The organism is Kitasatospora sp. NPDC101155, assembly GCF_044768305.1.
Classification (GTDB): Bacteria; Actinomycetota; Actinomycetes; order Streptomycetales; family Streptomycetaceae; genus Kitasatospora.
In genome coordinates this window covers 88,940-112,962 of record NZ_JBIWPN010000005.1, presented here as the reverse complement: position 1 = coordinate 112,962, position 24,023 = coordinate 88,940, and the positions used below count along the sequence as shown (strand labels likewise).

The window sequence follows — 24,023 nt, the reverse complement described above, 5'->3', positions numbered from 1 at the left end:
GGAGAGCACACCATGTCCAAGCCCCTGCCGACGACCGTCCGCACCCACTTCACCGCACTGCGCGTGCTGCTGGTGCTGACCGTGATCCTCGGAATCGCCTACCCGCTGCTGGTCACCGGGATCAGCCAGGTCGCGTTCGGCGACAAGGCCAACGGCTCCATCGTGAAGTCCGACGGCAAGGAGATCGGTTCCAGCCTGATCGGCCAGAACTTCAACCTGCCGAAGAAGAACCCGGACGACCCGAAGGAGCAGCCGGTGCCGGACCCGAAGTGGTTCCAGCCCCGGCCCTCCGCCAACAACTACGCCGGTGACAACTCCGGTGCCAGCAACCTCGGCCCGAACAGCGACGACCTGCTCAAGGCCGTCAACGACCGCCGCGCCGCCGTCGCCGAGTTCGACGGCGTCGACCCGGCGAACGTCCCGGCCGACGCGCTGACCGCCTCGGGCTCCGGCCTCGACCCGCACATCTCGGTGGCCTACGCCAAGGAGCAGGTCAACCGGGTCGCCAAGGAGCGCAACCTGCCGGTCGAGACGGTGGCCAAGCTGGTCGACACGTACACCGAGGGCCGGTCCGCCGGCTTCCTCGGCCAGGAGGGCGTCAACGTCGTCCTCCTCAACAAGGCGATCAGTGAGCAGAAGTGACCCAGAAGTGACGCCACGTCAGATCTGCGGATGACCGGGCCGACCCGGGCGAGGGAGGATGCCTCCCGCGCCCGGGTCGGCCGCCCCCGTATCCGCACGCGCACGCACCACCCGACTGTCACCTCCCGATGATGGAAAGAGCAGTGCCCATGGCCCGCGACCTCACCCCCGGCTCCGGCATCCGCAGTGGCCGGCTGAGGGTGTACCTCGGCTCCGCCCCGGGGGTCGGCAAGACCTACCGGATGCTGGACGAGGCCCGGCGCAGACAGGAGCGCGGGGCCGATGTCGTGGTCGGGTACATCGAGTGCCACGGCCGCCGCCACACCGAGGCCATGACCGACGGCCTGGAGGTCCTGCCCCGCGTCCACCGCTCCTACCGCGACGCCGAGTTCGAGGAGATGGACCTCGACGGGGTGCTCGCCCGCCGCCCGGCCGTCGTCCTGGTGGACGAGCTGGCGCACACCAACATCCCCGGCGGCCGCAACGCCAAGCGCTGGCAGGACGTCGAGGAGCTGCTCGCCGCCGGGATCGACGTCATCACCACCGTCAACATCCAGCACCTGGAATCGCTGAACGACGTCGTCCAGAAGATCACCGGCATCCCCCAGCGCGAGACCGTCCCGGACGAGGTGGTCCGTCGGGCCGACCAGCTCGAACTCGTCGACATGGCGCCGCAGGCGCTGCGCCGGCGCATGGCCCATGGCAACGTCTACAAGGCGGAGAAGGTGGACGCCGCGCTCTCCAACTACTTCCGGGTCGGCAACCTCACCGCCCTGCGCGAACTCGCCCTGCTCTGGGTGGCCGGGCGGGTGGACGAGGGCCTGCGCGACTACCGGGCCAGCCACAAGATCGACCGGGTCTGGGAGACCCGCGAGCGCGTCGTCGTCGCCCTCACCGGCGGCCCCGAGGGCGAGACCCTGATCAGACGGGCCGCCCGGATCGCCGTCGCCGCCGGCGGCGAGCTGCTGGCCGTCCACGTCTCCCGCAGCGACGGCCTGGCCGGCGCCTCCTCCGGCGAGCTCGCCCAGCAGCGGCAGCTGGTCGAGTCCCTCGGCGGCAGCTACCACGTGGTGGTCGGCGACGACATCCCCACCGCGCTGCTGGCCTTCGCCCGCGCCCACGACGCCACCCAGCTGGTACTCGGCACCAGCCGCCGCGGCCGGGTCAACCGCTTCCTCACCGGCCCCGGCACCGGGCAGACCACCGTGGACGCCTCCGAGGACATCGACGTCCACATGGTCACCCACGAGTTCACCGGCCGCGGCCGGCTGCCCTCGCTCGGCCGCCGCCACTCCCGGCGCCGCACCGTCGCCGGCTACCTGGCCGGTCTCGTGCTGCCCTGGCTGCTCACCGCCGTGCTCTCCCAGGCGCACGACACCATCAACCTCACCACCGACGCCCTGATCTTCCAGCTCGGCGTGGTCATCGTCGCCCTGCTCGGCGGCGCCATGTCCGCCCTGCTGGCCGCCTTCATCGCCTCGGTGCTGCTGAACTACTACTTCATCCCGCCGGTGCACAGCCTCACCATCGGCGAGACCAACAACATCGTCGCCCTGGTGGTCTTCGCCGCCATCGCGCTCGCCGTCTCCACCGTGGTCGACCACGCGGGCCGGCTCACCACCCGGGCCGCCCGCGCCACCGCCGAGGCCGAGACCCTCTCCACCCTGGCGGGCAGCGTGCTGCGCGGCGCCGACGCGCTGCCCGCCCTGCTGGAGAAGTCCCGTACGGCCTTCGGCATGCAGGCCGTCGCGCTGCTCTCCCGCACCGGCGGCGAGGTGCTCGCCCACAGCGAGGCCGAGCACCCGGACGACGGCCACGGGCAGCACGAGACCACCGAGGTCCCGGTCGGCGTCGACGCCCTGCTGGTCCTCACCGGCCGTCGGCTGCCCGCCGCCGACCAGCGGGTGCTCACCGCCTTCGCCGCGCACGTCGCCGCCGCGCTGGAGCGCGACCGGCTGGCCGTGGTCGCCGCCGAGGTCGAGCCGATCAAGGCCGCCGACCGGATGCGCACCGCCCTGCTCGCCGCCGTCAGCCACGACCTGCGCACCCCGCTCGCCGCCGCCCGCGCCTCGGTCGGCTCGCTGCGCAGCCCCGACGTCGAGTTCTCGCCCGAGGACCAGGCCGAACTCCTCGCCACCGCCGACGAGTCACTGGTCAAGCTCACCCGCCTGGTCGACAACCTGCTCGACATGAGCCGGCTCCAGGCCGGCGCGCTCACCCTGCACCTCACCGAGACCCACCTGGACGAGATCCTGCCCAGGGCGCTCGACAGCCTCCCCGACCCGTACGCGCCGATCCAGCCGCTCGACCTGGACAGCGCCCCGCCGGTGCTCGCCGACCCGCCGCTGCTGGAACGCGTCCTCGCCAACGTGATCACCAACGCGTTGCGCCACAACGCCCCCGGCGCGCCCGTCCTGGTCACCGCCAGCCACCACGCCGACCAGGTCGAGATCCGGGTGATCGACCGCGGCCCCGGCATCGCCCCCGAGGACCGCGACCGGGTCTTCCTGCCCTTCCAGCGGCTCGGCGACACCGACAACACCACCGGCGTCGGCCTCGGCCTCGCGCTCTCCCGCGGCCTCGCCGAGGCGATGGGCGGCAGCCTGGAGGTCGAGGACACCCCCGGCGGCGGCACCACCATGCTGCTCACCCTGCCCGCCGCCACCGAGTCAGCCATCACCGAGCCAGCCGTCACCGAGCCAGCCGTCCCTGGGGAGGAACCACCGCATGAGTGATCGAAGTGAACGAATCACCGAGAGGTGCGAGGTCCTGATCGTCGACGACGAACCGGCCCTGCTGCGCACCCTGCGGATCAACCTCAGCGCCCGCCAGTACGCCGTGCGCACCGCCGCCAGCGGCGGCGAGGCGCTCGACCGGGCCGCACACTCCGTCCCGGACGCCGTCCTGCTCGACCTCGGCCTGCCCGACGTCGACGGCATGGACGTGCTGCGCGGACTGCGCACCCGCAGCTCGGTGCCGATCATCGTGCTCTCCGGCCGGACCGACGCCGCCGACAAGATCGGCGCCCTGGACGCGGGCGCCGACGACTACCTCACCAAGCCGTTCCTGATGGACGAACTGCTGGCCCGGCTGCGCGCGGTGCTGCGCCGGCCGTTAGGCGGGGTCCCGCTGGGCCGGCCGGTGATCGGCGACCACACCGTCGACCTCGCGGCCACCACGGTGACCGGCCCGGGCGGCCAGGTGCGGCTCACCCCGACCGAGTGGCGGATCCTCAGCCTGCTGCTCGCCAACCCCGGCCGGCTGGTGCCCGGGCGGCAGATCCTGCGCGAGGTGTGGGGCCCGGCCCAGGAGGCGCGCGGCAACTACCTGCGGGTCTACCTCGCCGGGCTGCGCCGCAAGTTGGAGCGGGACCCGGCCCGCCCGCGCCATCTGGTCACCGAACCGGGGATCGGGTACCGCTACGTGCCCTGAGGACGTCAACGAACCGTCAAGGGCGCCTCGGCGGACGACAGGAGAGTGTCAAGGCCGGTCGGCGGCGGTGTTCCGTGGGCGTAGCGTCAGTGCTGGAACGAGCGGGCCCTGCTCCGTGTGGGGGTAGTCCGGGGCCGCTCTCCAGCCGCCGCCAAGGCGGCCAGCAGGTGGGGGAGGGGCGCGCGACGCACGTCGCGCGCCCCTTTGATTCCGCCGCTACGCGACGTCCCGGGGTGCGTGCTCTCCCCGGTGCGGGCCTCAGCCGTCCGCGCCGTCGGACTGCCGGGGCAGCGCCAGCGCCACGGTGTCCGCGAACTCCCGCACCGCACTGGTCCGGCTGACCACCCGGCCGCTGTGCACCACCAGTCGGCTGTGCCCGCCCGCGAGCGCCCCGGCCAGGCTGTCCCCGCGCACCGCCAGCAGCTCCGCCGGGAAGCCCGCGTCCACCCGGACCGGCGGCAGCCCGAGCGCCGCCCGGGCCTGGTTCGCCACCGCGTCGTACGCCGCGTCCGGGTCCAACTCCCCGCCCGCGGCGAGCAGATAGGCCGACTCCAGCGGATCGGCCCGGCCGACCGGGTTGGACGGGTCCCGCAGCGCGCCGCTGCCCGCCGCCAGCGGCACCCCGGCCGAGGCCAACTCCCGTACCAGGCCCGGCCGTAGTCCGGTCACCCGGCCCTCCAGTCCGGTGCACCCGCCGTTCTGCGGCAGGCAGACCACCCGCACCCCGCTGGTCGCCAGCACGGTGGAGGCGCCCCGGGCCAGCGCCCCGCACGGCCCGAGCGACACCCGCGGTCGAAGTGGGGCCAACGCACCGGCCAGACGGGCCAGTTGGGCCGCGTCGGCGGCGGTGGTGTGCAGGTCCACCGGGCAGTCCGCCTCCCGGGCGGCCTCCAGCAGCAGTTGCACGTACCCGGCCGGGTCCGGGTCCAGCTCCGGGCAGCCGCCGGCCGCGGTGGCGCCGAGCTTGAGCGCCTCGCGCAGCTGCGCCCGCCCGTCGGCGCCGGTGCGGCCGGTGAGCAGCCGGGGCATCGCCACCGCCTGGAGCTCGGCGAGGCCCCGCAGCGCCTGCCGGGCGGTGAGCACCGCCTCCAGCCGGCGCAGCCCGTGCACGTCGCCGATCCGGACGTGGGTGCGCTGGGCGGTGGCGCCGTAGCCGAGCGAGGTGAGCGCGGCCTCGGTGATCCGGCGGGTGAGGTCGGTGGGGGTCTCCGGCGGCGGGGCGGGCAGGGCGGCGGAGAAGGCGGCGTCGTAGTGGGCGTGCGCCTCGGCGGGGGCCGGGAGCAGCAGGTAGCCCTTGAGGTCGATCCGGGCGCCGGTGGTGACGGTGGGCGCGCCGGGCAGGGCGGGCAGTGGGCCGAGGCTGCCGACGGTGCCGACGGCCTGGATCCGGTCGCCGCTGATCCGGACGTCCACCACCCGTCCGTCGGCCAGCCGGGCGTTGGCGAGCAGCAGGACCGGGCCGTGCCCGAGCGGGTTGGCCGCCGGGCCGGGCCCGGAGTGCGGCCCGTCGGCGGCTGCGCTGTCCATCGCCGGCTCCTTCTCGCGCTGCCCAGTGGGGACCAGTGGGGACCGGTGGGGGCCGGTCGGGATCGGCTCCGGGGAGATCGGCCGGTGTCCCGGTCAATGAGGGTCGAGCCTATGGCGCGCGGGGGCGGGGCGCCGGGAGGCGGGCAATAGTCGTATCGGGTCGGGGCGCACGGCCCGCGGGCCCGTCGAACGCCCTGCCTTGGATCGGTCGTCCGTCCACCTCGCCGACCTGCGGTCTTCGCCTCGGGATGCGGATTTCACCTCTGGGCGCGGAACGTGTAATCTCTTCCTCGTTCGCCCCTATAGCTCAGTCGGTAGAGCGTCTCCATGGTAAGGAGAAGGTCTGCGGTTCGATTCCGCATGGGGGCTCTGGTGAGAAGCAGTCAGCTCAGGCTGTTCTGCGGATCACTGTGGCGGTGTAGCTCAGTTGGTAGAGCAAGCGGCTCATAATCGCTGTGTCACCGGTTCAAGTCCGGTCACCGCTACCCCGCGTAGTCGGTCGGGAGATCGCACTCCCGGTCGGCTACTCTTGTTGTGTTCTTATTCGTTGTCCAAGGAAGGCACTCCCGTGGCTGCCACCGACGTCCGCCCGAAGATCACGCTGGCCTGCGTGGAGTGCAAGGAGCGGAACTACATCACCAAGAAGAACCGGCGTAACGACCCGGACCGTCTTGAGATGAAGAAGCACTGCCCCCGCTGCAACTCGCACACTGCGCACCGCGAGACCCGCTGACCCTGTCACAGGGCGTCGGGCCTGTGTGAATTCAGGTCTTCTACTCCGGGCCGCATCCCTCAAGGGGGGTGCGGCCCGGAGTTTTTTCGTATCCACCCGCGTTTCGAGGAGCTGCCATGGCGCTCGACCCCTCCTTCATCGGGCGTAGCTACCCGCCCACCGAGCCGTACGAGGTCGGCCGGGAGAAGATCCGCGAGTTCGCGATCGCGATCGGGGACGCCAACCCGGCGTACACCGACGCGGAGGCGGCGAAGGCCTTCGGCCACCGGGACGTGATCGCCCCGCCGACCTTCCCGTTCGTGATCACCTACCGCGCGGCCGGCCAGGTGGTCGAGGACCCGGACCTGGGCCTGGACTACAGCCGGGTGGTGCACGGCGACCAGAAGTTCGTCTACACCCGTCCGGTGCAGGCCGGCGACCGGCTGACGGTCGCGATCACCATCGACAACATCAAGTCGCTGGCGGGCAACGACGTGCTCACCGTGCGCGGCGAGGTGGCGGACGAGAGCGGCGAGCACGTGGTGACGTCGATCATGACGCTGGTGGCCCGGGCCGCCGACGAGTCGGGGGAGTGAGCGGCATGACGGTCAACTACGACGAGGTCGAGGTCGGCACCGAGCTCCCGGCGCAGTCCTTCCCGGTGACCCGCGCCACGCTGGTGCAGTACGCGGGTGCCTCCGGCGACTTCAACCCGATCCACTGGAACGAGAAGTTCGCGCTGGAGGTCGGCCTGCCGGACGTCATCGCGCACGGCATGTTCACCATGGCCGAGGCGATCCGGGTGGTCACCGACTGGGCCGGCGACCCGGCCGCGGTGGTCGAGTACGGCGTCCGCTTCGTCCGTCCGGTGCCGGTGCCGAACGACGGGGTCGGCGCGGTGGTCGAGGTCTCCGCCAAGGTCGCCAAGAAGCTGGACGACCGCAAGGTGCAGGTCGACCTGCTGGCCACCACCGGCGGGCAGAAGGTGCTCGGGATGTCCAAGGCGGTCGTCCGGCTCGCCTGAGCCGCAGCCCTTTCGTCGACCGGGCTGCCGCTGATCGGCCGCCCCGGAGGCCCGCTCGACGGGCCTCCGGGGCGGTTTTCGTCCTTGTGGACGCCGCCGAGTCCGCCAGGGCCTGAGCACGGGGGGGGCTCCGGCCACGGGGGCGGCGGGTCGGCCGCCCCCGCACCCGTACGCTGGTGGGCGTGCTGGTAGAAAACGACGCCCCCCTCGCCCCGCTGACCACGCTCCGGCTCGGCGGCCCGGCCCGCCGCCTGGTGACCGCCCACACCGACGACGAGGTGATCGCCGCCGTCCGCGAGGCCGACGCGGCCGGCGAGCCGCTGCTGGTCCTGGGCGGCGGCTCCAACCTGGTGATCGGCGACGCCGGCTTCCCCGGCACGGTGCTGCGGATCGCCACCACCGGTTTCGCCCTGGACGGCGTGGTGCTGGAGCTGGCGGCCGGCGAGGTGTGGTCGGAGGCGGTCACCCGTGCGGTGCGCGAGCACGGCCTGGCCGGCGTCGAGTTCCTGGCCGGCATCCCCGGTTCGGCCGGCGCGACCCCGGTGCAGAACGTCGGCGCCTACGGCCAGGAGGTCGCCCAGACGATCACCGAGGTGGTCGCGTACGACCGCGTCGACGACCAGGTGGTCACCCTGACGAACGCCGAGTGCGCGTTCTCCTACCGCCACAGCCGATTCAAGGCCGAGCCGGACCGCTATGTGGTGCTGCGGGTGCGGTTCGCCCTGACGGACCACGCGGGCCTCTCCACCCCGGTCAAGTACGCCGAGGTGGCCAAGCACTTCGGCGTCGAGCAGGGCGAGCGGGTGCCGCTGGGGGAGGCGTACGAGGCGGTGCTGAAGCTGCGCTCCGGCAAGGGCATGGTGCTGGACCCGGCGGACCACGACACCTGGTCGGCCGGCTCCTTCTTCACCAACCCGGTGCTCACGGCCGCGCAGTACGAGTCCTTCCGCACCCGCCCGGGCGCCGAGAACGCCCCCGCCTACCCGGCCCAGGAGGGCTGCACCAAGACCTCGGCGGCCTGGCTGATCGACAAGGCGGGCTTCGGCAAGGGCTACGGCAGTGGCCCGGCGACCCTCTCCACCAAGCACACCCTGGCGCTCACCAACCGCGGCTCGGCCACCGCCGAGGACCTGCTGGCGCTGGCCCGGGAGATCCGGGACGGGGTCAGGGAGGTCTTCGGGGTGGAGCTCGTGAACGAGCCGGTGATGGTGGGCGTCAAGCTCTAAGCGGCGCCGCGCCCGTCCACCAGCCAGGCGTCGATGTCCGCCAGCAGTTCCTTGCGGACGGCCTCCGGCGCGCACGAGCCGCGCACCGACTGCCGCGCCAGCTCGGCGAGTTCGGCGTCGCTGAAGCCCAGCACATCGCGGACCAGGTCGTACTGGGCGGCGAGCCGGCTGCCGAACAGCAGCGGGTCGTCCGCGCCGAGCGCCAGCGGCACCCCGGCGTCGAACAGCTTGCGCAGCGGGACGTCCTCGGGGCGCTCGTAGACGCCGAGCGAGACGTTGGAGGACGGGCAGACCTCGCAGGTGACCTGGCGGTCCGCGAGCCGGGCCATCAGCCGCGGGTCCTCGGCGGCCCGCACGCCGTGGCCGATCCGGCCGGCGCCCAGGTCGTCCAGGCAGTCCCGGACGGACTCCGGCCCGGCCAGCTCACCGCCGTGCGGGGCGGCCAGCAGCCCGCCCTTGCGGGCGATCGCGAAGGCCCGGTCGAAGTCCCGGGCCAGGCCGCGGCGCTCGTCGTTGGAGAGGCCGAAGCCGACCACGCCGTGGTCGGCGTACCGGACGGCGAGCCGGGCCAGCGTCCGGGCGTCCATCGGGGACTTCATCCGGTTGGCCGCGACCAGCACCCGGATGCCCACCCCGGTGGCCCCGGCGGCGTGCTCCACCGCGTCCAGGATCAGCTCCAGCGCGGGGATCAGCCCGCCCAGCCGGGGCGCGTAGGAGGTCGGGTCGACCTGGATCTCCAGCCAGCGGGAGCCGTCCCGCTTCTCGTCCTCGGCCGTCTCCAGGACCAGCCGACGGATGTCCGACTCGTCCCGGAGCACCGAGCGGGCGGTGTCGTAGAGGCGCTGGAAGCGGAACCAGCCGCGTTCGTCGGTGGCCCGCAGTCGGGGCGGTTCGCCGGAGCTGAGCGCCTCCGGCAGCCGGACGCCGTGCTTGTCGGCCAGCTCAAGCAGGGTGGCGGGCCGCATCGAGCCGGTGAAGTGCAGGTGCAGGTGGGCCTTCGGGAGGCCCCTGACGTCTCGCGGGTTCAACAGGCGTTCCATTCGCCGATACTGCCGTATACGGCCCCCAAACGGGAACCGCCCCCTTTCCGTCCCCCGAAGGGGTGAAAGAGGGCGGTGCTGCTACTCGCCCGCTCGCCTCCGGGCGCTCCTGACCCGGCGCCGACGTTCCTCGCTCCGGCGCTCGTTCCTCGCTGGTCGCTCGTCGCTTTCGGCGCTGGCGCGCCCTTCGGCTCGGGGCGGTGGGTGAATCCCGTACGTCGGATTGACGTCCGTACCGGAACTACCTCGGGGTTGGGTCTCAGTCGCGGGCCTCGCCGAGCAGCTTCTGGATCCGGCTGATGCCCTCGACCAGGTCCTCGTCGCCGAGCGCGTAGGAGAACCGCAGGTAGCCGGGGGTGCCGAAGGCCTCACCCGGGACGGCGGCGACCTCGACCTCGTCCAGGATCAGGCTCGCCAGCTCGCCGGAGGTCTGCGGGCGCCGGCCGCGGATCTCCTTGCCCAGCAGGCCCTTGACCGACGGGTAGGCGTAGAAGGCGCCCTCGGGCTCGGGGCAGACGACGCCCTCGATCTCGTTGAGCATCCGCACGATGGTCTTGCGGCGGCGGTCGAAGGCGGTGCGCATCTCGTGCACCGCGGACAGGTCGCCGGAGACGGCGGCGATCGCGGCGCGCTGGGCGACGTTGGAGACGTTCGAGGTGGCGTGCGACTGCAGGTTGGTCGCGGCCTTGATCACGTCCTGGGGGCCGATCGCCCAGCCCACCCGCCAGCCGGTCATCGCGTAGGTCTTGGCGACACCGTTGACCACGATGCACTTGTCGGCCAGCTCGGGCAGCAGGGCCGGCAGCGAGGTGAACTCCGCGTCGCCGTAGACCAGGTGCTCGTAGATCTCGTCGGTGAGCACCCACAGGCCGTGCTCCAGCGCCCAGCGGCCGATCGCCTCGGCCTCGGCCCGGGTGTACACCGCGCCGGTCGGGTTGGACGGCGAGACGAAGAGCACCACCTTGGTGTTCTCGGTGCGGGCGGCCTCCAGCTGCTCGACCGAGACCTTGTAGCCGGTGGTCTCGTCGGCGACGACCTCCACCGGGACACCGCCGGCCAGCTGGATCGACTCCGGGTAGGTGGTCCAGTACGGGGCCGGGACGATGACCTCGTCGCCCGGGTCCAGGATCGCCGCGAAGGCCTCGTAGATCGCCTGCTTGCCGCCGTTGGTGACCAGCACCTGGGACGCGTCCACCTGGTAGCCGGAGTCGCGCAGCGTCTTCGCGGCGATCGCGGCCTTCAGCTCGGGCAGGCCACCCGCCGGGGTGTAACGGTGGTTCTTCGGGTCGCGGCAGGCCTCGACGGCCGCCTCGACGATGTAGTCCGGCGTGGGGAAGTCGGGCTCGCCGGCACCGAAGCCGATCACCGGGCGGCCGGCGGCCTTGAGGGCCTTGGCCTTGGCGTCCACGGCGAGGGTCGCGGACTCGGCGATCGCGCCGATCCGGGCGGAGACCCGGCGGTCGGCGGGGCGGATGGACTGGTCGGGCTGCGGGGTGGAAGCGCTCATGCCTGCATCGTCGCAGAACCGGGACGGACCGGGCCTCGCGGTTTCAGTATCCGTACGGCTTCGTCCGCATCACGGCTCCCGCCGATCCGCCGGTGATCGCCGCGCCGGGCCGGACATCTGCCGGGCGGCCGGTGGACTCGGAAGAAGAGGTTCGACCAAACACCCCTCGACCACGTACACTCGCTCCTCGACGGCCACCGAAAAAGACCGGAGCTTTCACCGCCTGTGCAGACAGCGGGGGGAGATGCGGTAAGTTGGTCGCCACCAGGAGCCGCAAGGCTCCGTAGGGCAATAGCTCAATTGGTAGAGCACCGGTCTCCAAAACCGGCGGTTGGGGGTTCGAGTCCCTCTTGCCCTGCTGCTCGATCCGTTCATCAGCCCGTTCGCTCCACAGAGCGAGCGGGCTTGATGCGGAGAGGGCACCGATCAGCACCGCTTAAGCCGACCGCTCGTGCCTCAAACGGGTACGCAGGTGATGTTCGGCCGGACCCGGATTCAGGTGAGGACGAGTGACGGAGACCACGGGCTCCACCGCAACGCCTGAGAGCGGCAACCCCGAGGGGGCCGACGGCGCTGCCGAGACCACGTCTGCCGAGGGCGACAAGAAGTCCGGCAAGAAGAAGTCCGGCAAGCGGGCCAAGAAGGGTCTGTTCGCGCGGATGGGTCTGTTCTACCGGCAGATCATCGCCGAGCTGCGCAAGGTCGTCTGGCCCTCCCGGAACGAGCTGACCAACTACACCACTGTCGTGGTGACCTTCGTCGTGGTCGTGATGGCCTTCGTCGCCGGCCTGGACTACGGCCTCTCCAAGCTGAGCCTTCTGGTCTTCGGCTGACCGGCCGCCCCACCTCCGGAACCACCTCCCGACCCGGGCCGAATTCTCGGCCCGGGTCGAGCTGTCTGCGGCGGACGTACGCGCGCGTACCGTGGACTCGGTACTGTTGAAGTCTCCGAGACCTCTCCTGGCGCCCGCGCGAGCGGCCGCGCGCCGGTCCGGTTTCGGAGCGCGCCACCTTCACCATCTCCAGGAAAGAAGCAGCCACCGTGTCTGAGTCCCCCCTGTACGACGCCGACGAGACCGTCCGCGAGGCGGATGTCGCCGCCGAGCTGGACGCGGCCGAGCTGGCTGACGACACTGAGACCGCCGAGCAGATCGTGGACGCCTCGGACAGTGACGAGGACGAGGTCGAGGCCTTCGACGAGGCCGAGGCCGGCGAGCCCGCCGAGGAGGCCGCGCTGCACGTGGAGGGCGACGAGGAGCTCGCCGCCGACGAGGACGTCGTCGAGGAGTCCGTCGAGGAGTCCGTCGAGGACGCCGCCGAGGTCGACCCGGTCGCCAAGTTCCGCGAGGACCTGCGCTTCATGCCGGGTGAGTGGTACGTGATCCACACCTACGCCGGCTACGAGAACCGGGTGAAGCAGAACCTGGAGCAGCGCGCCGTCTCGCTGAACGTCGAGGAGTACATCTTCCAGGCCGAGGTGCCGCAGGAGGAGGTCGTCCAGATCAAGAACGGCGACCGCAAGACCATCCGCCAGAACAAGCTCCCCGGCTACGTCCTGGTGCGCATGGACCTCACCCCCGAGTCCTGGGGCGTCGTGCGCAACACCCCCGGTGTCACCGGCTTCGTCGGCAACGCCTACGACCCGTACCCGCTGACCCTGGACGAGGTCGTCAAGATGCTCGCCCCGGACGTCGAGCGCCAGGCCGCCAAGGAGGCCGGCAAGCCCTCGCCGGTCAAGCCGACCGAGATCCAGGTGCTGGACTTCGAGGTGGGCGACTCGGTCACCGTCACCGACGGCCCGTTCGCGACCCTGCAGGCGACCATCAACGAGATCAACCCCGACTCGAAGAAGGTCAAGGGCCTGGTCGAGATCTTCGGCCGGGAGACCCCGGTCGAGCTCTCCTTCGACCAGATCCAGAAGAACTAGTCATACGGTCTTCGGATTCGGGGCGGGGCCGACGGCCCCGCCCCGAATCCGTTTTGGTCCAGCGGCGCGGACGCGTTAGCCTGGTCCGATGTGTGTGCTGGCGGCCGGGTGTCGCCCCGGTTCCGCACGCACCAGCAATCACCTCTCGGAAGGACCCGGAGAGACATGCCTCCCAAGAAGAAGAAGATCACGGGGCTTATCAAGCTCCAGATCAACGCCGGTGCGGCCAACCCGGCGCCGCCGGTCGGCCCCGCGCTGGGCCAGCACGGCGTCAACATCATGGAGTTCTGCAAGGCCTACAACGCTGCGACCGAGTCGCAGCGCGGCATGATCGTGCCGGTGGAGATCACGGTCTACGAGGACCGTTCCTTCACCTTCATCACGAAGACGCCGCCGGCCGCGCGCCTCATCCTGAAGGCCGCCGGTATCGAGAAGGGCTCCAGCGAGCCGCACAAGACCAAGGTCGCCAAGCTCACCAGCGCCCAGGTCCGCGAGATCGCCACCACCAAGATGCCCGACCTGAACGCCAACGACCTGGACGCGGCGGAGAAGATCATCGCCGGCACCGCCCGGTCGATGGGCATCACCGTCGAGGGCTGATCACCTTCTCGTCCCTTGTGGTAGGGCCTGCGCAGGCCCGAGACACCACAACTCCAATCACCATTCAGGAGCAGCAGTGAAGCGCAGCAAGGCTCTGAAGGCCGCGGACGCCAAGGTCGACCGCGAGCGCCTTTACGCCCCCCTCGAGGCCGTCCGCCTCGCCAAGGCGACCAGCACCACCAAGTTCGACGGCACCGTTGAGGTCGCCATGCGTCTGGGCGTCGACCCGCGCAAGGCCGACCAGATGGTCCGCAGCACCGTGATCCTCCCGCACGGCACCGGTAAGACCGCTCGGGTCCTGGTCTTCGCGACCGGCGAGCGTGCCGAGGCCGCGCGTGCTGCGGGTGCCGACATCGTCGGTGCCGACGAGCTGATCGACGAGGTCGCGAAGGGCAAGCTGGACTTCGACGCCGTCGTCGCCACCCCGGACCTCATGGGCAAGGTCGGCCGCCTGGGCCGCGTGCTCGGTCCCCGTGGTCTGATGCCGAACCCGAAGACCGGCACCGTGACCCCGGACGTCGCCAAGGCTGTCAACGACATCAAGGGCGGCAAGATCGAGTTCCGCGTCGACAAGCACTCGAACCTGCACTTCATCATCGGTAAGGCCTCCTTCACCGACGAGCAGCTGGTCGAGAACTACGCCGCCGCGCTGGACGAGGTGCTCCGCGCCAAGCCGTCCGCCGCCAAGGGCCGCTACATCAAGAAGACCGCGTTCTCGACCACCATGGGCCCCGGCATCCAGGTGGACCCGAACCGCACCCGCAACCTCCTCGTCGAGGAGGACCCGGCCGCGGTCTGAGCCTCAGCGCTCTAGAGCAGTCCGTACGGCGGGCCCGTACCCCCTTCACCGGGGGTGCGGGCCCGCCGTCGTTCGTCGGTGCGGAAGGGACCGTCGGAAGGGGCCCAGGAAGGGCCGCCGAAACGGTTGCCGGATCGGGACACGGGCGGATGGGAACGTGTGCCCGAAGCGTCGTACGCTCTGCCGGTCAGATCATGTGGAGAACCTGTGACCGCAGGAGTGTGCCGTGCCGCCCGCCCTTCGCCCCGCCGCGCTCGCGGCGGCCCTGCTGCTGCTCGGCGCCGTCACCGGCTGCAGCGTCCTGGCCGCCCCCGGCACCCGCGTCCCCGGTGAGCCGGCACCGGTGCCGCCCAAGCAGGTGGTGCTCACGGCCGCCCAGGGGCTGGACGACACCGGCGGCGCCCGGATCGACGTGGTGCGGGAGAGCGCGTCCGGCAAGCGCACCGCGAGCGGCACGTTGGCCTGGGGCGACCGGGACGAGGCCGCGCTGACCGTCACCGACGAACTGGGCACCGGGCAGCTGACCCTCCGGGACGGCGCCATCGACCTCGCCTACCAGGGCGGCGTGGCCAAGCGCGCGGACCGCGCCACCGCCGAGTCGCTCGACCCGAAGGCCGGGGCCGACCCGGCCGACTACGCGGGCGGCTGGACCACCGACCTGGTCACCAATCCGGGCAGCCGGGCGTACGCGATGGCCCAGACCGACCGGCTCGGCTCGCTCGGCGGCGAGCAGCTCGCCGGACTGACCGTCGCGCACTACCAGGGCTCCGCGCCGGTGGCCGACTACTTCGGCGCGGACCGGGAGTTGAGCCCGCAGCAGCTCGCAGTGGTGGTCGACTGGTACCGCCGGCAAGGGGTGGCGGAGATCGGCTACGACGTCTGGGTCGGCCCCGGCCAGCGGTTGTTGAGGTTGCGTGAGACGGCCCGGGGGAGCGCCGGAACCACGGTGACCACGACGGACGTCTCAGCCTCCGGCGCGGGGGACACGACAGCCGCCGCAGCCGGGTGACGGGAAGGGGATATTCGGTGCGGAACGGATCCGGCGATCCGTTAGAGTCCGCGTGAGAAGAAGCTGAGGATCGGCTCTTCCGAAGAACCTACGGGGGTACCTCCATGCGCGCTGTGCGCCTCGCCTCGACCGTCGCGACCGCCGCCGTCCTGCTGGCCGCCCTCACCGCCTGCGGCAGCAAGGGCGGCAGCGACGCCAAGAGCAGCGACGCCAAGAGCGCCTCCGCCCAGGACCCGGGCTCGCTCGCGGGCGCGCTGACCGGGGACCCGAAGGCCGCGCTGGCCGCCTCCGCCCTGGTGATGCAGAAGGCCGGCAACGGCAAGGTCGCCATGACCTCCGCGGACACCTCCAACCCCGGTGGCGGCGGCACCGCCGACTGGAAGGACCCGGGCAAGGTGGCCGCGGACGTGGCCATGGACATGTCGGGAAAGAAGCTCAAGGTCCGGGTGGTCGGGACGGACGCCTACGTCGGCGGCGACGACGCCAGCACCCCGGCCCTGGGCGGCAAGCACTGGGTCAAGGTGCCCGCCTCGGAGGAGATGGGCGGTGCCTTCCTCGTGATGGGCCAGATGATGAACCCGGTCGCCCAGCTCACCGTCGCCGCCCAGAGCGGCAAGCTGACCAAGGTCGGCCAGGAGACCGTGGACGGCGTCCAGACCACCCACCTGCGGGCGGTCGAGGACACCTCGGTCCTGGTGGCCGGGATGACCGCGCTCACGCCGGACCAGCGCCAGTCCGTCCAGAAGAAGCTGGAGGAGGACGGCAAAACCCTCACCATCGACTTCTGGCTGAACGGCAAGCAGGAGCTCGTCAAGTACCAGGAGTACGGCGACACGAACGGCGAGTCGCAGGCCGTCACCGTCAAGTACTCCGACCTGGGCAAGGGCGACAAGATCGAGGCGCCCGCCGCCGGCGACCTCGGCTCCCAGGCCGACCTGCTCAAGCTGTTCGGCTGAGCAGGTCCCGCACCTGCTCGATCCGCACCAACCACCGGCTACCGCCCCGGGCGCACCACGCGCCCGGGGGTTCTCAAGGGGGGAACCAATGGCTGGAACCCGCAAGGCCGCCGTCGCCGTCGTCCTCGCCGCCCTGGCGCTGACCGCGACCGCCTGCAACAACAACGACGACAGCAAGAACGCCGCCCCGGCCGCGCCGACCACCGCCGCGCCGACCACCGCCGCGGCGGCCACCCCGTCCGCCGCCGCCACCCCGACCAAGGTGAGCCCGGCGGTCTACCTCGAACAGGTCTCCCAGAAGACCAGCGCCGCCAAGTCGGCCAAGGTCGACGAGACGATCACGATCGGCCAGGTCACCATGAAGGGCCAGGGGGCGATGGACTGGTCCGACGGCCTGGAGGCCGACCTGACCATGGACCTGACCGGCTCCCCGATGGCCAAGGTCCTGGAGCCGCTCACCGGCGGGCCGAAGGTGCACTACCTGTACACCAAGGACGCGATGTTCATGGGCCTGGGCGGTCAGCTGGTCCAGAGCGGCGGCGGCCCGCGCTGGCTCCGTTACGACAAGGCCGAGATGTCCAAGGCCAGCGGCGGCTCGACCGACCAGCTTCAGAGCGCGGACCCGGTCCAGGGGGTCCGGACGCTGATCGCCAGCGGCAAGGTCACCGAGGTCGGCCCGGAGACGGTGAACGGCAAGGCGACCACCCACTACTCGGGCGAGCTCGCCGCCGCCGACCTGGTCAAAGCGAGTGGCCCGGGCGTGACCCAGGAGCAGGCCGAGCGGATCAAGCAGAACCTGGACAAGGCCGGTGTCACCAGCGAGCAGGTCGACGTCTGGGTCGACGCCGACCAGCTGGTCGTCAAGCGGATGGAGCAGGCCGACACCAAGGCCGGACCGATGAACGTCGCCGTGAGCTACTCGGACTACGGCACCCCGGTCATCGCCTCCACCCCGGGTGACTTCCTCACCCTCGCCGACCTGGCGAAGCTCGCCGACAGCGGCTCCGGCAGCTGATCCCCTCCTGCGCTCCGGCGCCCGACTCGTCCGACCCGGTGGATGAGTCGGGGCTGGTGGAGTTCGACGAGGGGGCCGCCACCGGTTGATCCCGGTCCGGATGGCAAGGTGGCCCGGGTGAGAGAGGAACGGACGATGGCGGGACGGCAGCGGTTGGCGGCGCTGGCCGCGGTCGCCGTGCTCGCGAGCGGGCTGACCGGCTGCGGCGGGGGCGACGACGCCGCCGACACGCCGTCCGGCAGTCCGACGTCCGCCAGTGCCCCGTCGACCAGCGCGACCCCGACCGGTCCGGCCAAGCCGACCGACCGGTCGCCGCACGGCGTGCTGCTCTCCGCCGAGCTGGCCGCGCAGACCGCCCGCCGGGCCAAGGTCAGCTACCGGCTGGGCGCCGACGCCGGCTCCGGCTCGCTGTTCTGGGCGCCCAAGACGGCGCTGCAGATCAAGCGCTCCACCCCGGCCGAGGCCGAGCAGCTGATCGTCGTGGACACCGTCGCCTACCAGGGCGGCGACGCCGCGACCGCGGCCCGCAACGGCGGCAAGCACTGGGAGCGCTTCACCGTCCCGCCCGGACCGGACGGTCACAAGGAGGTCCCGTACGCGGGGCTGATCGACCAGCTGAACCCGGTCGAGGCGCTGGCCGCGGCCACCGCCGACGGGGTGGACCCGACCTTCGTCGGCGAGGAGAAGTACGAGGACTCGGCCGTCGAGCACTACCGGGTGACCACCACCGCCGAGAAGTACGCGGCCGCCCAGACCCAGCTGAGCCAGGCCCGCCGGGACGGCCTGCGGGCGGCCCTGGCGCTCGGCGGCTCGCTCTCGCTCACCGTGGACCTCTGGCTCAACGACAAGGACCAGCTGGTCCGGCTGCAGCGCACCGGTACCGGGGACAGCGGGCGGGCGGACGACTCGGTGCTCTACTCGGACTTCGCCGGGCCGCTGCTCTCGGCCCAGGCCCCGGCCGAGACGGACACCGTGGACACCGGGGTCCGGACGATCTCCCCGCTGGCCCGCTGAGCCGCTCCCGGGCCTTCACCCGCCCGGGGGCTCGGGGGGCGATTTGCGCCGTACGAACGGTCCGGTTACTGTTGCCGAAGCCAAAGACCGCTGGTTGTCGCCGATCGCCCGTGAGGGAGTCGGTGGCCGAAGGATCTGCGCTTCGCGCAGGCAGCCCGCGCAGGTGTGTCTGGAGCTTCGATTTCCGGGTCCGCGTTCGCGCGGGTCGCCCGTTGAGGTCGTTTCGAGCCCCGTGCGCCTGCGCACCGGGGCTCATTGCGTTTCCGCAGGAGCTTTCCTTCCGTCCGGTCGGTTCGAGGTGTGAATGGTCGACTTCACGGTCGGCCGGACTTCGACATCACGGAAGGAGGCGTAAGCCTATGGCCAGGCCCGACAAGGCTGCTGCCGTTGCCGAGATCACGGACAAGTTCCGTGGCTCCTCCGCGGCGCTGCTGACCGAGTACCGCGGTCTCTCGGTGAAGCAGGTCAAGACCCTGCGTCGCTCGCTCGGCGACAACGCCGAGTACGCCGTGGTGAAGAACACGCTGACCAAGATCGCGGCCAACGAGGCCGGGATCTCCGAGCTCGACGACCTGTTCAACGGTCCGACGGCTGTCGCCTTCGTCACCGGTGACCCGGTGGAGTCGGCGAAGGCTCTGCGTGACTTCGCCAAGGAGAACCCCGCTCTCATCATCAAGGGCGGTGTCCTTGACGGCAAGGCGCTGTCCGCCGATGAGATCAAGAAGCTCGCGGACCTCGAGTCCCGCGAGGTGCTGCTCGCCAAGCTGGCGGGTGCCCTGAAGGCCAAGCAGTCCCAGGCTGCCGCGCTCTTCCAGGCCCTGCCGTCGAAGCTCGTCCGCACCGTGGACGCGCTGCGCGACAAGGTCGAGCAGGGCGGTGCCGGTACGCCGGCTCCCGCCGCCGAGGACGAGGCCGCGGAGTAATTCCGCAGGCTCACGCCTCGCTGCGGGCCCGTACGCCCGCCAACCCGTACATCCGGCACCACCTGCCGATTTAGTGGAAGGACGCCAATCATGGCGAAGCTGACCCAGGACGAGCTGCTCGCGCAGTTCGAGGAGCTCACCCTCATCGAGCTCGCTGCCTTCGTGAAGGCCTTCGAGGAGAAGTTCGACGTCACCGCTGCCGCCCCGGTCGCCGTTGCCGCCGCCGGCGTTGCCGGCCCGGCCGCCGAGGCCGCTGAGGAGCAGGACGAGTTCGACGTCATCCTCGACGGTGCCGGCGACAAGAAGATCCAGGTCATCAAGGAGGTGCGCACCCTGACCTCCCTCGGCCTGAAGGAGGCCAAGGACCTCGTTGACACCGCTGGTGCCAAGGTCCTGGAGAAGGTTGCCAAGGACGTTGCCGAGAAGGCCAAGGCCGCCCTCGAGGGTGCCGGCGCCAAGGTCACCGTCAAGTGACTTCTCGCCCCCTCTGAGGGGGCCTGAGGCCGGGCCGATCACCCTTGCGGGTGGTCGGCCCGGCCTTTTCGCGTTTCCGGACACGCGGTCCCCTTCCGCTGTCCGGATCGGCACGGCCACCGGTGTGGCCGAACGCCCACTCGGCACTGTCGGCGCCGAGGAGTATGGTGATCACCGTCATCGACGGTGGCCCCCACCACGGCTTCTGTAACGCCGGAGGGGTTCGGGCCGATAGACGGGTCGAGGTCCGCGCCGCCGGCGGGCCCTTGACGAACCCGGCGCGGCGCGCGATTCTCAAGGCGCGAGTCCGCCCGGTTGGTTTGCGGCTGGATGCATAACCAGCGGCTCCGGCGGGAAGTGACTCCACGTGAGTTAGAGCAGTACCCGGTGGGCGCACGCGTCCGCCGGCTACCGGGAGGAGTCTCCGATTCGGTCTCCGAATCAGAGCTGGACAGCAGTGTGGCCTTTGGCTACACTGTCCCTTTGCGCTGCCTGTTAGCTTCTCCGTGACTCGTCGCCCGGAGTTTGCGTTGCCCTGAAGGGGTCTGGCACCGCCTCCGCAAAGCGGCTCTGACCTGGGGTTTCGACTCCGACAGAGGCCGGTGGCGGGAGGCGGCACCTAGGCTCAAGCAGGCCCGGCTGGTACGCGCGTAGTGAGCTCCGAGCCCTCGGAAGGACCCCCCTCTTGGCCGCGCCGCGCAACGCCTCGAACAATTCCGCCGCATCCACCGCCCCGCTCCGCGTCTCCTTCGCGAAGATCAAGGAGCCCCTCGAGGTCCCGAACCTCCTGGCCCTGCAGACCGAGAGCTTTGACTGGCTGCTCGGCAACGCGGCCTGGAAGACCCGGGTCGAGCAGGCGCTGGAGTCCGGTCAGGACGTCCCCACCAAGTCCGGTCTGGAGGAGATCTTCGAGGAGATCTCCCCGATCGAGGACTTCAGCGGGTCGATGTCCCTGACCTTCCGCGACCACCGTTTCGAGCCGCCGAAGAACTCCATTGACGAGTGCAAGGACCGCGACTTCACGTTCGCGGCTCCGCTCTTCGTCACGGCCGAGTTCACCAACAACGAGACCGGTGAGATCAAGTCTCAGACGGTCTTCATGGGCGATTTCCCGCTCATGACCCACAAGGGCACGTTCGTGATCAACGGCACCGAGCGTGTCGTCGTGTCGCAGCTGGTCCGCTCCCCGGGTGTGTACTTCGACTCCACCCTGGACAAGGTGTCCGACAAGGACATCTACTCCTGCAAGGTCATCCCCTCGCGTGGTGCCTGGCTGGAGATGGAGATCGACAAGCGCGACATGGTCGGCGTCCGCATCGACCGCAAGCGCAAGCAGTCCGTCACCGTGCTGCTCAAGGCTCTCGGCTGGACCAACGAGATGATTCTCGAGGAGTTCGGCGAGTACGAGTCGATGCGCAACACCCTGGAGAAGGACCACACCCAGGGCCAGGACGACGCGCTGCTGGACATCTACCGCAAGCTGCGTCCGGGCGAGCCGCCGACGCGCGAGGCCGCGCAGACGCTTCTGGAGAACCTGTACTTCAACCCGAAGCGCTACGACCTGGCGAAGGTCGGCCGGTACAAGCTCAACCGCAAGCTGGGCAACGCCGAGTCGCTGGACTCCGGCGTGCTCACCGAGCCCGACATCATCGGTGCGATCAAGTACCTGGTGAAGCTGCACGCCGGTGAGACCGAGTGGCGCGACGAGACCGGCCGCGACATCGTGGTCGAGGTCGACGACATCGACCACTTCGGCAACCGCCGCCTGCGCAACGTCGGCGAGCTCATCCAGAACCAGGTCCGTACGGGTCTCGCCCGTATGGAGCGCGTCGTGCGCGAGCGCATGACCACCCAGGACGTCGAGGCGATCACGCCGCAGACCCTGATCAACATCCGGCCGGTCGTCGCCTCCATCAAGGAGTTCTTCGGCACCAGCCAGCTGTCGCAGTTCATGGACCAGACGAACCCGCTGTCGGGCCTGACCCACAAGCGTCGTCTGTCCGCCCTCGGCCCCGGTGGTCTCTCCCGTGAGCGCGCCGGCTTCGAGGTCCGTGACGTGCACCCCTCGCACTACGGCCGCATGTGTCCGATCGAGACCCCGGAAGGCCCGAACATCGGTCTGATCGGGTCGCTGGCCTCGTACGGCCGGGTCAACGCCTTCGGCTTCATCGAGACCCCGTACCGCAAGGTCGTCGACGGTGTGGTCACCGAGCAGGTGGACTACCTCACCGCCGACGAGGAGGACCGCTACGTCATCGCCCAGGCGAACGCGCCGCTGACCGCGGACCTGCACTTCGCCGAGCCGCGCGTCCTGGTCCGCCGCCGTGGTGGCGAGATCGACTACATCCCGGGCTCCGAGATCGACTACATGGACGTCTCGCCGCGCCAGATGGTGTCGGTCGCGACCGCCATGATCCCGTTCCTCGAGCACGACGACGCCAACCGCGCGCTCATGGGCTCGAACATGATGCGCCAGGCGGTGCCGCTGCTGAAGAGCGAGGCCCCGCTGGTCGGTACCGGCATGGAGTACCGCTGCGCCGTCGACGCCGCCGACGTGATCACCGCCGAGAAGGCCGGTGTCGTCCAGGAGGTCTCGGCCGACTACGTCACCGTGGCCAACGACGACGGCACGTACACCACGTACCGCGCCGCCAAGTTCACCCGCTCCAACCAGGGCACCGCCTTCAACCAGAAGGTGCTCGTGGACGAGGGCGCCCGGGTCGAGTCCGGCCAGGTGCTGGCCGACGGCCCCTGCACCGACGCGGGCGAGATGGCCCTCGGCAAGAACCTGCTCGTGGCGTTCATGTCGTGGGAGGGTCACAACTACGAGGACGCGATCATCCTGTCGCAGCGCCTCGTGCAGGACGACGTCCTCTCCTCGATTCACATCGAGGAGCACGAGGTCGACGCCCGTGACACCAAGCTCGGCCCCGAGGAGATCACCCGGGACATCCCGAACGTCTCCGAGGAGGTCCTCGCCGACCTCGACGAGCGCGGCATCATCCGGATCGGCGCCGACGTCGTCACCGGTGACATCCTCGTCGGCAAGGTCACCCCGAAGGGTGAGACCGAGCTGACCCCCGAGGAGCGCCTGCTCCGCGCGATCTTCGGTGAGAAGGCCCGTGAGGTCCGCGACACCTCGCTGAAGGTCCCGCACGGTGAGTCCGGCAAGGTCATCGGCGTCCGCGTCTTCGACCGCGAGGAGGGCGACGAGCTTCCCCCGGGCGTGAACCAGCTGGTCCGCGTCTACGTGGCCCAGAAGCGCAAGATCACCAACGGTGACAAGCTCGCCGGCCGCCACGGCAACAAGGGTGTCATCTCCAAGATCCTGCCGGTCGAGGACATGCCCTTCCTCGAGGACGGCACCCCGGTCGACATCATCCTCAACCCGCTGGGTGTCCCGTCCCGAATGAACCCGGGACAGGTCCTGGAGATCCACCTCGGGTGGCTCGCCAAGCAGGGCTGGGACGTCTCCGGTCTCGCCGACGAGTGGGCCCAGCGCCTGCAGGCGATCGGCGCCGACCAGGTCGAGGGTGGGACCAACCTCGCCACCCCGGTCTTCGACGGCGCCCGCGAGGACGAGATCACCGGCCTGCTGGACAACACCACCCTCACCCGTGACGGTGAGCGCCTGGTGAACTCCACCGGCAAGGCCCGCCTGTTCGACGGCCGCTCCGGCGAGCCGTTCCCGATGCCGGTCTCGGTCGGCTACATGTACATCCTCAAGCTGCACCACCTGGTCGACGACAAGCTGCACGCCCGTTCGACCGGTCCGTACTCGATGATCACCCAGCAGCCGCTCGGTGGTAAGGCGCAGTTCGGTGGTCAGCGCTTCGGTGAGATGGAGGTGTGGGCCCTGGAGGCGTACGGCGCTGCGTACGCACTGCAGGAGCTGCTCACCATCAAGTCCGACGACGTCCTCGGCCGAGTCAAGGTCTACGAGGCCATCGTCAAGGGCGAGAACATCCCCGAGCCCGGCATTCCCGAGTCCTTCAAGGTTCTCATCAAGGAAATGCAGTCGCTCTGCCTCAACGTGGAGGTGCTGTCCTCGGACGGCCAGTCCATCGAGATGCGGGACTCCGACGAGGACGTGTTCCGCGCCGCCGAGGAGCTCGGCATCGACCTGTCCCGGCGCGAGCCGAGCAGCGTCGAAGAGGTCTGACGGAGGTCGGGCCGGCTGCCCCGAGCAGCCGGCC

The 24,023-nt window shown here is 70.7% G+C and carries 21 protein-coding genes and 3 tRNA genes; 21 read left to right on the top strand and 3 right to left on the bottom strand.

Annotation, left to right across the window (positions count from 1 at the left end; translation table 11 throughout):
- The first annotated feature begins 12 nt into the window (after positions 1-12).
- The 3 genes from kdpC to ACIRYZ_RS09365 all read left to right on the top strand — a co-directional run bounded on the left by kdpC (position 13) and on the right by ACIRYZ_RS09365 (position 4,074).
- Entirely contained in the window at positions 13-642 is a 630-nt protein-coding gene (gene kdpC / locus ACIRYZ_RS09375) for a K(+)-transporting ATPase subunit C (RefSeq protein ID WP_402941660.1), read from the top strand.
- 149 nt (positions 643-791) lie between these two features.
- Positions 792-3,377 (top strand): ATP-binding protein, encoded by a 2,586-nt coding sequence (locus ACIRYZ_RS09370; protein WP_402941658.1) that lies wholly within the window; start codon positions 792-794, stop codon positions 3,375-3,377.
- Positions 3,370-4,074, top strand: coding sequence for a response regulator (locus tag ACIRYZ_RS09365; RefSeq protein WP_393025216.1), 705 nt, complete (start codon positions 3,370-3,372; stop codon positions 4,072-4,074). The genes ACIRYZ_RS09370 and ACIRYZ_RS09365 overlap by 8 nt, the downstream gene beginning before the upstream one ends.
- Before the next feature lie 258 nt (positions 4,075-4,332).
- Here ACIRYZ_RS09365 and ACIRYZ_RS09360 read toward each other — a convergent pair whose 3' ends face one another.
- Positions 4,333-5,601 (bottom strand): hydrolase, encoded by a 1,269-nt coding sequence (locus ACIRYZ_RS09360; RefSeq protein WP_402941656.1) that lies wholly within the window; start codon positions 5,599-5,601, stop codon positions 4,333-4,335.
- A 296-nt stretch (positions 5,602-5,897) separates the two neighbouring features.
- Here ACIRYZ_RS09360 and ACIRYZ_RS09355 point away from each other — a divergent pair.
- From ACIRYZ_RS09355 to ACIRYZ_RS09330, 6 genes are all read left to right on the top strand, one after another.
- Positions 5,898-5,970 (top strand) — tRNA-Thr (locus ACIRYZ_RS09355).
- A 43-nt stretch (positions 5,971-6,013) separates the two neighbouring features.
- Positions 6,014-6,086: transfer RNA gene (locus tag ACIRYZ_RS09350), tRNA-Met, on the top strand.
- A gap of 83 nt (positions 6,087-6,169) precedes the next feature.
- Positions 6,170-6,334 (top strand): 50S ribosomal protein L33, encoded by a 165-nt coding sequence (gene rpmG, locus ACIRYZ_RS09345; protein ID WP_006604855.1) that lies wholly within the window; start codon positions 6,170-6,172, stop codon positions 6,332-6,334.
- 116 nt (positions 6,335-6,450) lie between these two features.
- Positions 6,451-6,909: a MaoC family dehydratase N-terminal domain-containing protein gene (locus ACIRYZ_RS09340; protein WP_402941654.1), complete on the top strand. Its 459-nt coding sequence runs from the start codon at positions 6,451-6,453 to the stop codon at positions 6,907-6,909.
- 5 nt (positions 6,910-6,914) lie between these two features.
- A complete protein-coding gene (locus ACIRYZ_RS09335) occupies positions 6,915-7,337 on the top strand; it encodes a MaoC family dehydratase (protein ID WP_380608311.1) in 423 nt (140 codons plus the stop codon).
- A 182-nt stretch (positions 7,338-7,519) separates the two neighbouring features.
- Positions 7,520-8,563 (top strand): UDP-N-acetylmuramate dehydrogenase, encoded by a 1,044-nt coding sequence (locus tag ACIRYZ_RS09330; protein WP_402941652.1) that lies wholly within the window; start codon positions 7,520-7,522, stop codon positions 8,561-8,563.
- Here ACIRYZ_RS09330 and ACIRYZ_RS09325 read toward each other — a convergent pair.
- Entirely contained in the window at positions 8,560-9,603 is a 1,044-nt protein-coding gene (locus ACIRYZ_RS09325) for an adenosine deaminase (protein ID WP_387617026.1), read from the bottom strand. The genes ACIRYZ_RS09330 and ACIRYZ_RS09325 overlap by 4 nt on opposite strands.
- A 259-nt stretch (positions 9,604-9,862) precedes the next feature.
- Positions 9,863-11,110 carry a pyridoxal phosphate-dependent aminotransferase gene (locus ACIRYZ_RS09320; RefSeq protein ID WP_402941650.1) on the bottom strand — a complete coding sequence of 416 codons (1,248 nt, stop codon included), beginning with the start codon at positions 11,108-11,110 and terminating at the stop codon, positions 9,863-9,865.
- Positions 11,111-11,395: 285 nt separating this feature from the next.
- Between ACIRYZ_RS09320 and ACIRYZ_RS09315 the strand changes: the two genes are divergently transcribed.
- The 12 genes from ACIRYZ_RS09315 (at position 11,396) to rpoB (ending at position 23,989) form a co-directional block, all read left to right on the top strand.
- Positions 11,396-11,468: transfer RNA gene (locus ACIRYZ_RS09315), tRNA-Trp, on the top strand.
- Between the two features lie 151 nt (positions 11,469-11,619).
- Positions 11,620-11,943, top strand: a complete 324-nt coding sequence (secE, locus tag ACIRYZ_RS09310) for a preprotein translocase subunit SecE (RefSeq protein ID WP_393025232.1) — start codon at positions 11,620-11,622, stop codon at positions 11,941-11,943.
- Between the two features lie 209 nt (positions 11,944-12,152).
- Positions 12,153-13,037, top strand: coding sequence for a transcription termination/antitermination protein NusG (gene nusG / locus ACIRYZ_RS09305; protein ID WP_402941647.1), 885 nt, complete (start codon positions 12,153-12,155; stop codon positions 13,035-13,037).
- Between the two features lie 165 nt (positions 13,038-13,202).
- Positions 13,203-13,637, top strand: a complete 435-nt coding sequence (gene rplK, locus ACIRYZ_RS09300; protein WP_387617018.1) for a 50S ribosomal protein L11 — start codon at positions 13,203-13,205, stop codon at positions 13,635-13,637.
- Positions 13,638-13,713: 76 nt separating this feature from the next.
- Positions 13,714-14,436, top strand: a complete 723-nt coding sequence (gene rplA, locus ACIRYZ_RS09295) for a 50S ribosomal protein L1 (RefSeq protein WP_030290441.1) — start codon at positions 13,714-13,716, stop codon at positions 14,434-14,436.
- A gap of 226 nt (positions 14,437-14,662) precedes the next feature.
- Positions 14,663-15,445 carry a hypothetical protein gene (locus ACIRYZ_RS09290; protein WP_402941645.1) on the top strand — a complete coding sequence of 261 codons (783 nt, stop codon included), beginning with the start codon at positions 14,663-14,665 and terminating at the stop codon, positions 15,443-15,445.
- 104 nt (positions 15,446-15,549) lie between these two features.
- Positions 15,550-16,401: a hypothetical protein gene (locus tag ACIRYZ_RS09285; RefSeq protein WP_402941644.1), complete on the top strand. Its 852-nt coding sequence runs from the start codon at positions 15,550-15,552 to the stop codon at positions 16,399-16,401.
- 88 nt (positions 16,402-16,489) lie between these two features.
- The gene (locus tag ACIRYZ_RS09280) at positions 16,490-17,416 is read left to right on the top strand and encodes a hypothetical protein (RefSeq protein ID WP_402941642.1); all 927 of its coding nucleotides are present in this window, start codon (positions 16,490-16,492) and stop codon (positions 17,414-17,416) included.
- Between the two features lie 135 nt (positions 17,417-17,551).
- Positions 17,552-18,430 carry a hypothetical protein gene (locus ACIRYZ_RS09275; protein WP_402941640.1) on the top strand — a complete coding sequence of 293 codons (879 nt, stop codon included), beginning with the start codon at positions 17,552-17,554 and terminating at the stop codon, positions 18,428-18,430.
- A 359-nt stretch (positions 18,431-18,789) separates the two neighbouring features.
- Positions 18,790-19,353: a 50S ribosomal protein L10 gene (gene rplJ, locus ACIRYZ_RS09270; RefSeq protein WP_030290437.1), complete on the top strand. Its 564-nt coding sequence runs from the start codon at positions 18,790-18,792 to the stop codon at positions 19,351-19,353.
- A gap of 90 nt (positions 19,354-19,443) precedes the next feature.
- Positions 19,444-19,827: a 50S ribosomal protein L7/L12 gene (rplL, locus tag ACIRYZ_RS09265; protein WP_360494915.1), complete on the top strand. Its 384-nt coding sequence runs from the start codon at positions 19,444-19,446 to the stop codon at positions 19,825-19,827.
- Positions 19,828-20,512: 685 nt separating this feature from the next.
- Positions 20,513-23,989 (top strand): DNA-directed RNA polymerase subunit beta, encoded by a 3,477-nt coding sequence (gene rpoB / locus ACIRYZ_RS09260; protein ID WP_393025253.1) that lies wholly within the window; start codon positions 20,513-20,515, stop codon positions 23,987-23,989.
- The last annotated feature ends 34 nt before the right edge of the window (positions 23,990-24,023 follow it).

Bases quoted from the DNA above. Each gene is read 5' to 3' on its own strand.
- kdpC (WP_402941660.1), top strand. From the start codon at position 13: ATGTCCAAGCCCCTGCCGACGACCGTCCGCACCCACTTCACCGCACTG.
- ACIRYZ_RS09370 (WP_402941658.1), top strand. From the start codon at position 792: ATGGCCCGCGACCTCACCCCCGGCTCCGGCATCCGCAGTGGCCGGCTG.
- ACIRYZ_RS09365 (WP_393025216.1), top strand. From the start codon at position 3,370: ATGAGTGATCGAAGTGAACGAATCACCGAGAGGTGCGAGGTCCTGATC.
- ACIRYZ_RS09360 (WP_402941656.1), bottom strand. From the start codon at position 5,601: ATGGACAGCGCAGCCGCCGACGGGCCGCACTCCGGGCCCGGCCCGGCG.
- ACIRYZ_RS09340 (WP_402941654.1), top strand. From the start codon at position 6,451: ATGGCGCTCGACCCCTCCTTCATCGGGCGTAGCTACCCGCCCACCGAG.
- ACIRYZ_RS09335 (WP_380608311.1), top strand. From the start codon at position 6,915: ATGACGGTCAACTACGACGAGGTCGAGGTCGGCACCGAGCTCCCGGCG.
- ACIRYZ_RS09325 (WP_387617026.1), bottom strand. From the start codon at position 9,603: ATGGAACGCCTGTTGAACCCGCGAGACGTCAGGGGCCTCCCGAAGGCC.
- ACIRYZ_RS09320 (WP_402941650.1), bottom strand. From the start codon at position 11,110: ATGAGCGCTTCCACCCCGCAGCCCGACCAGTCCATCCGCCCCGCCGAC.
- rplK (WP_387617018.1), top strand. From the start codon at position 13,203: ATGCCTCCCAAGAAGAAGAAGATCACGGGGCTTATCAAGCTCCAGATC.
- ACIRYZ_RS09285 (WP_402941644.1), top strand. From the start codon at position 15,550: ATGCGCGCTGTGCGCCTCGCCTCGACCGTCGCGACCGCCGCCGTCCTG.
- ACIRYZ_RS09280 (WP_402941642.1), top strand. From the start codon at position 16,490: ATGGCTGGAACCCGCAAGGCCGCCGTCGCCGTCGTCCTCGCCGCCCTG.
- ACIRYZ_RS09275 (WP_402941640.1), top strand. From the start codon at position 17,552: ATGGCGGGACGGCAGCGGTTGGCGGCGCTGGCCGCGGTCGCCGTGCTC.
- rplJ (WP_030290437.1), top strand. From the start codon at position 18,790: ATGGCCAGGCCCGACAAGGCTGCTGCCGTTGCCGAGATCACGGACAAG.
- rplL (WP_360494915.1), top strand. From the start codon at position 19,444: ATGGCGAAGCTGACCCAGGACGAGCTGCTCGCGCAGTTCGAGGAGCTC.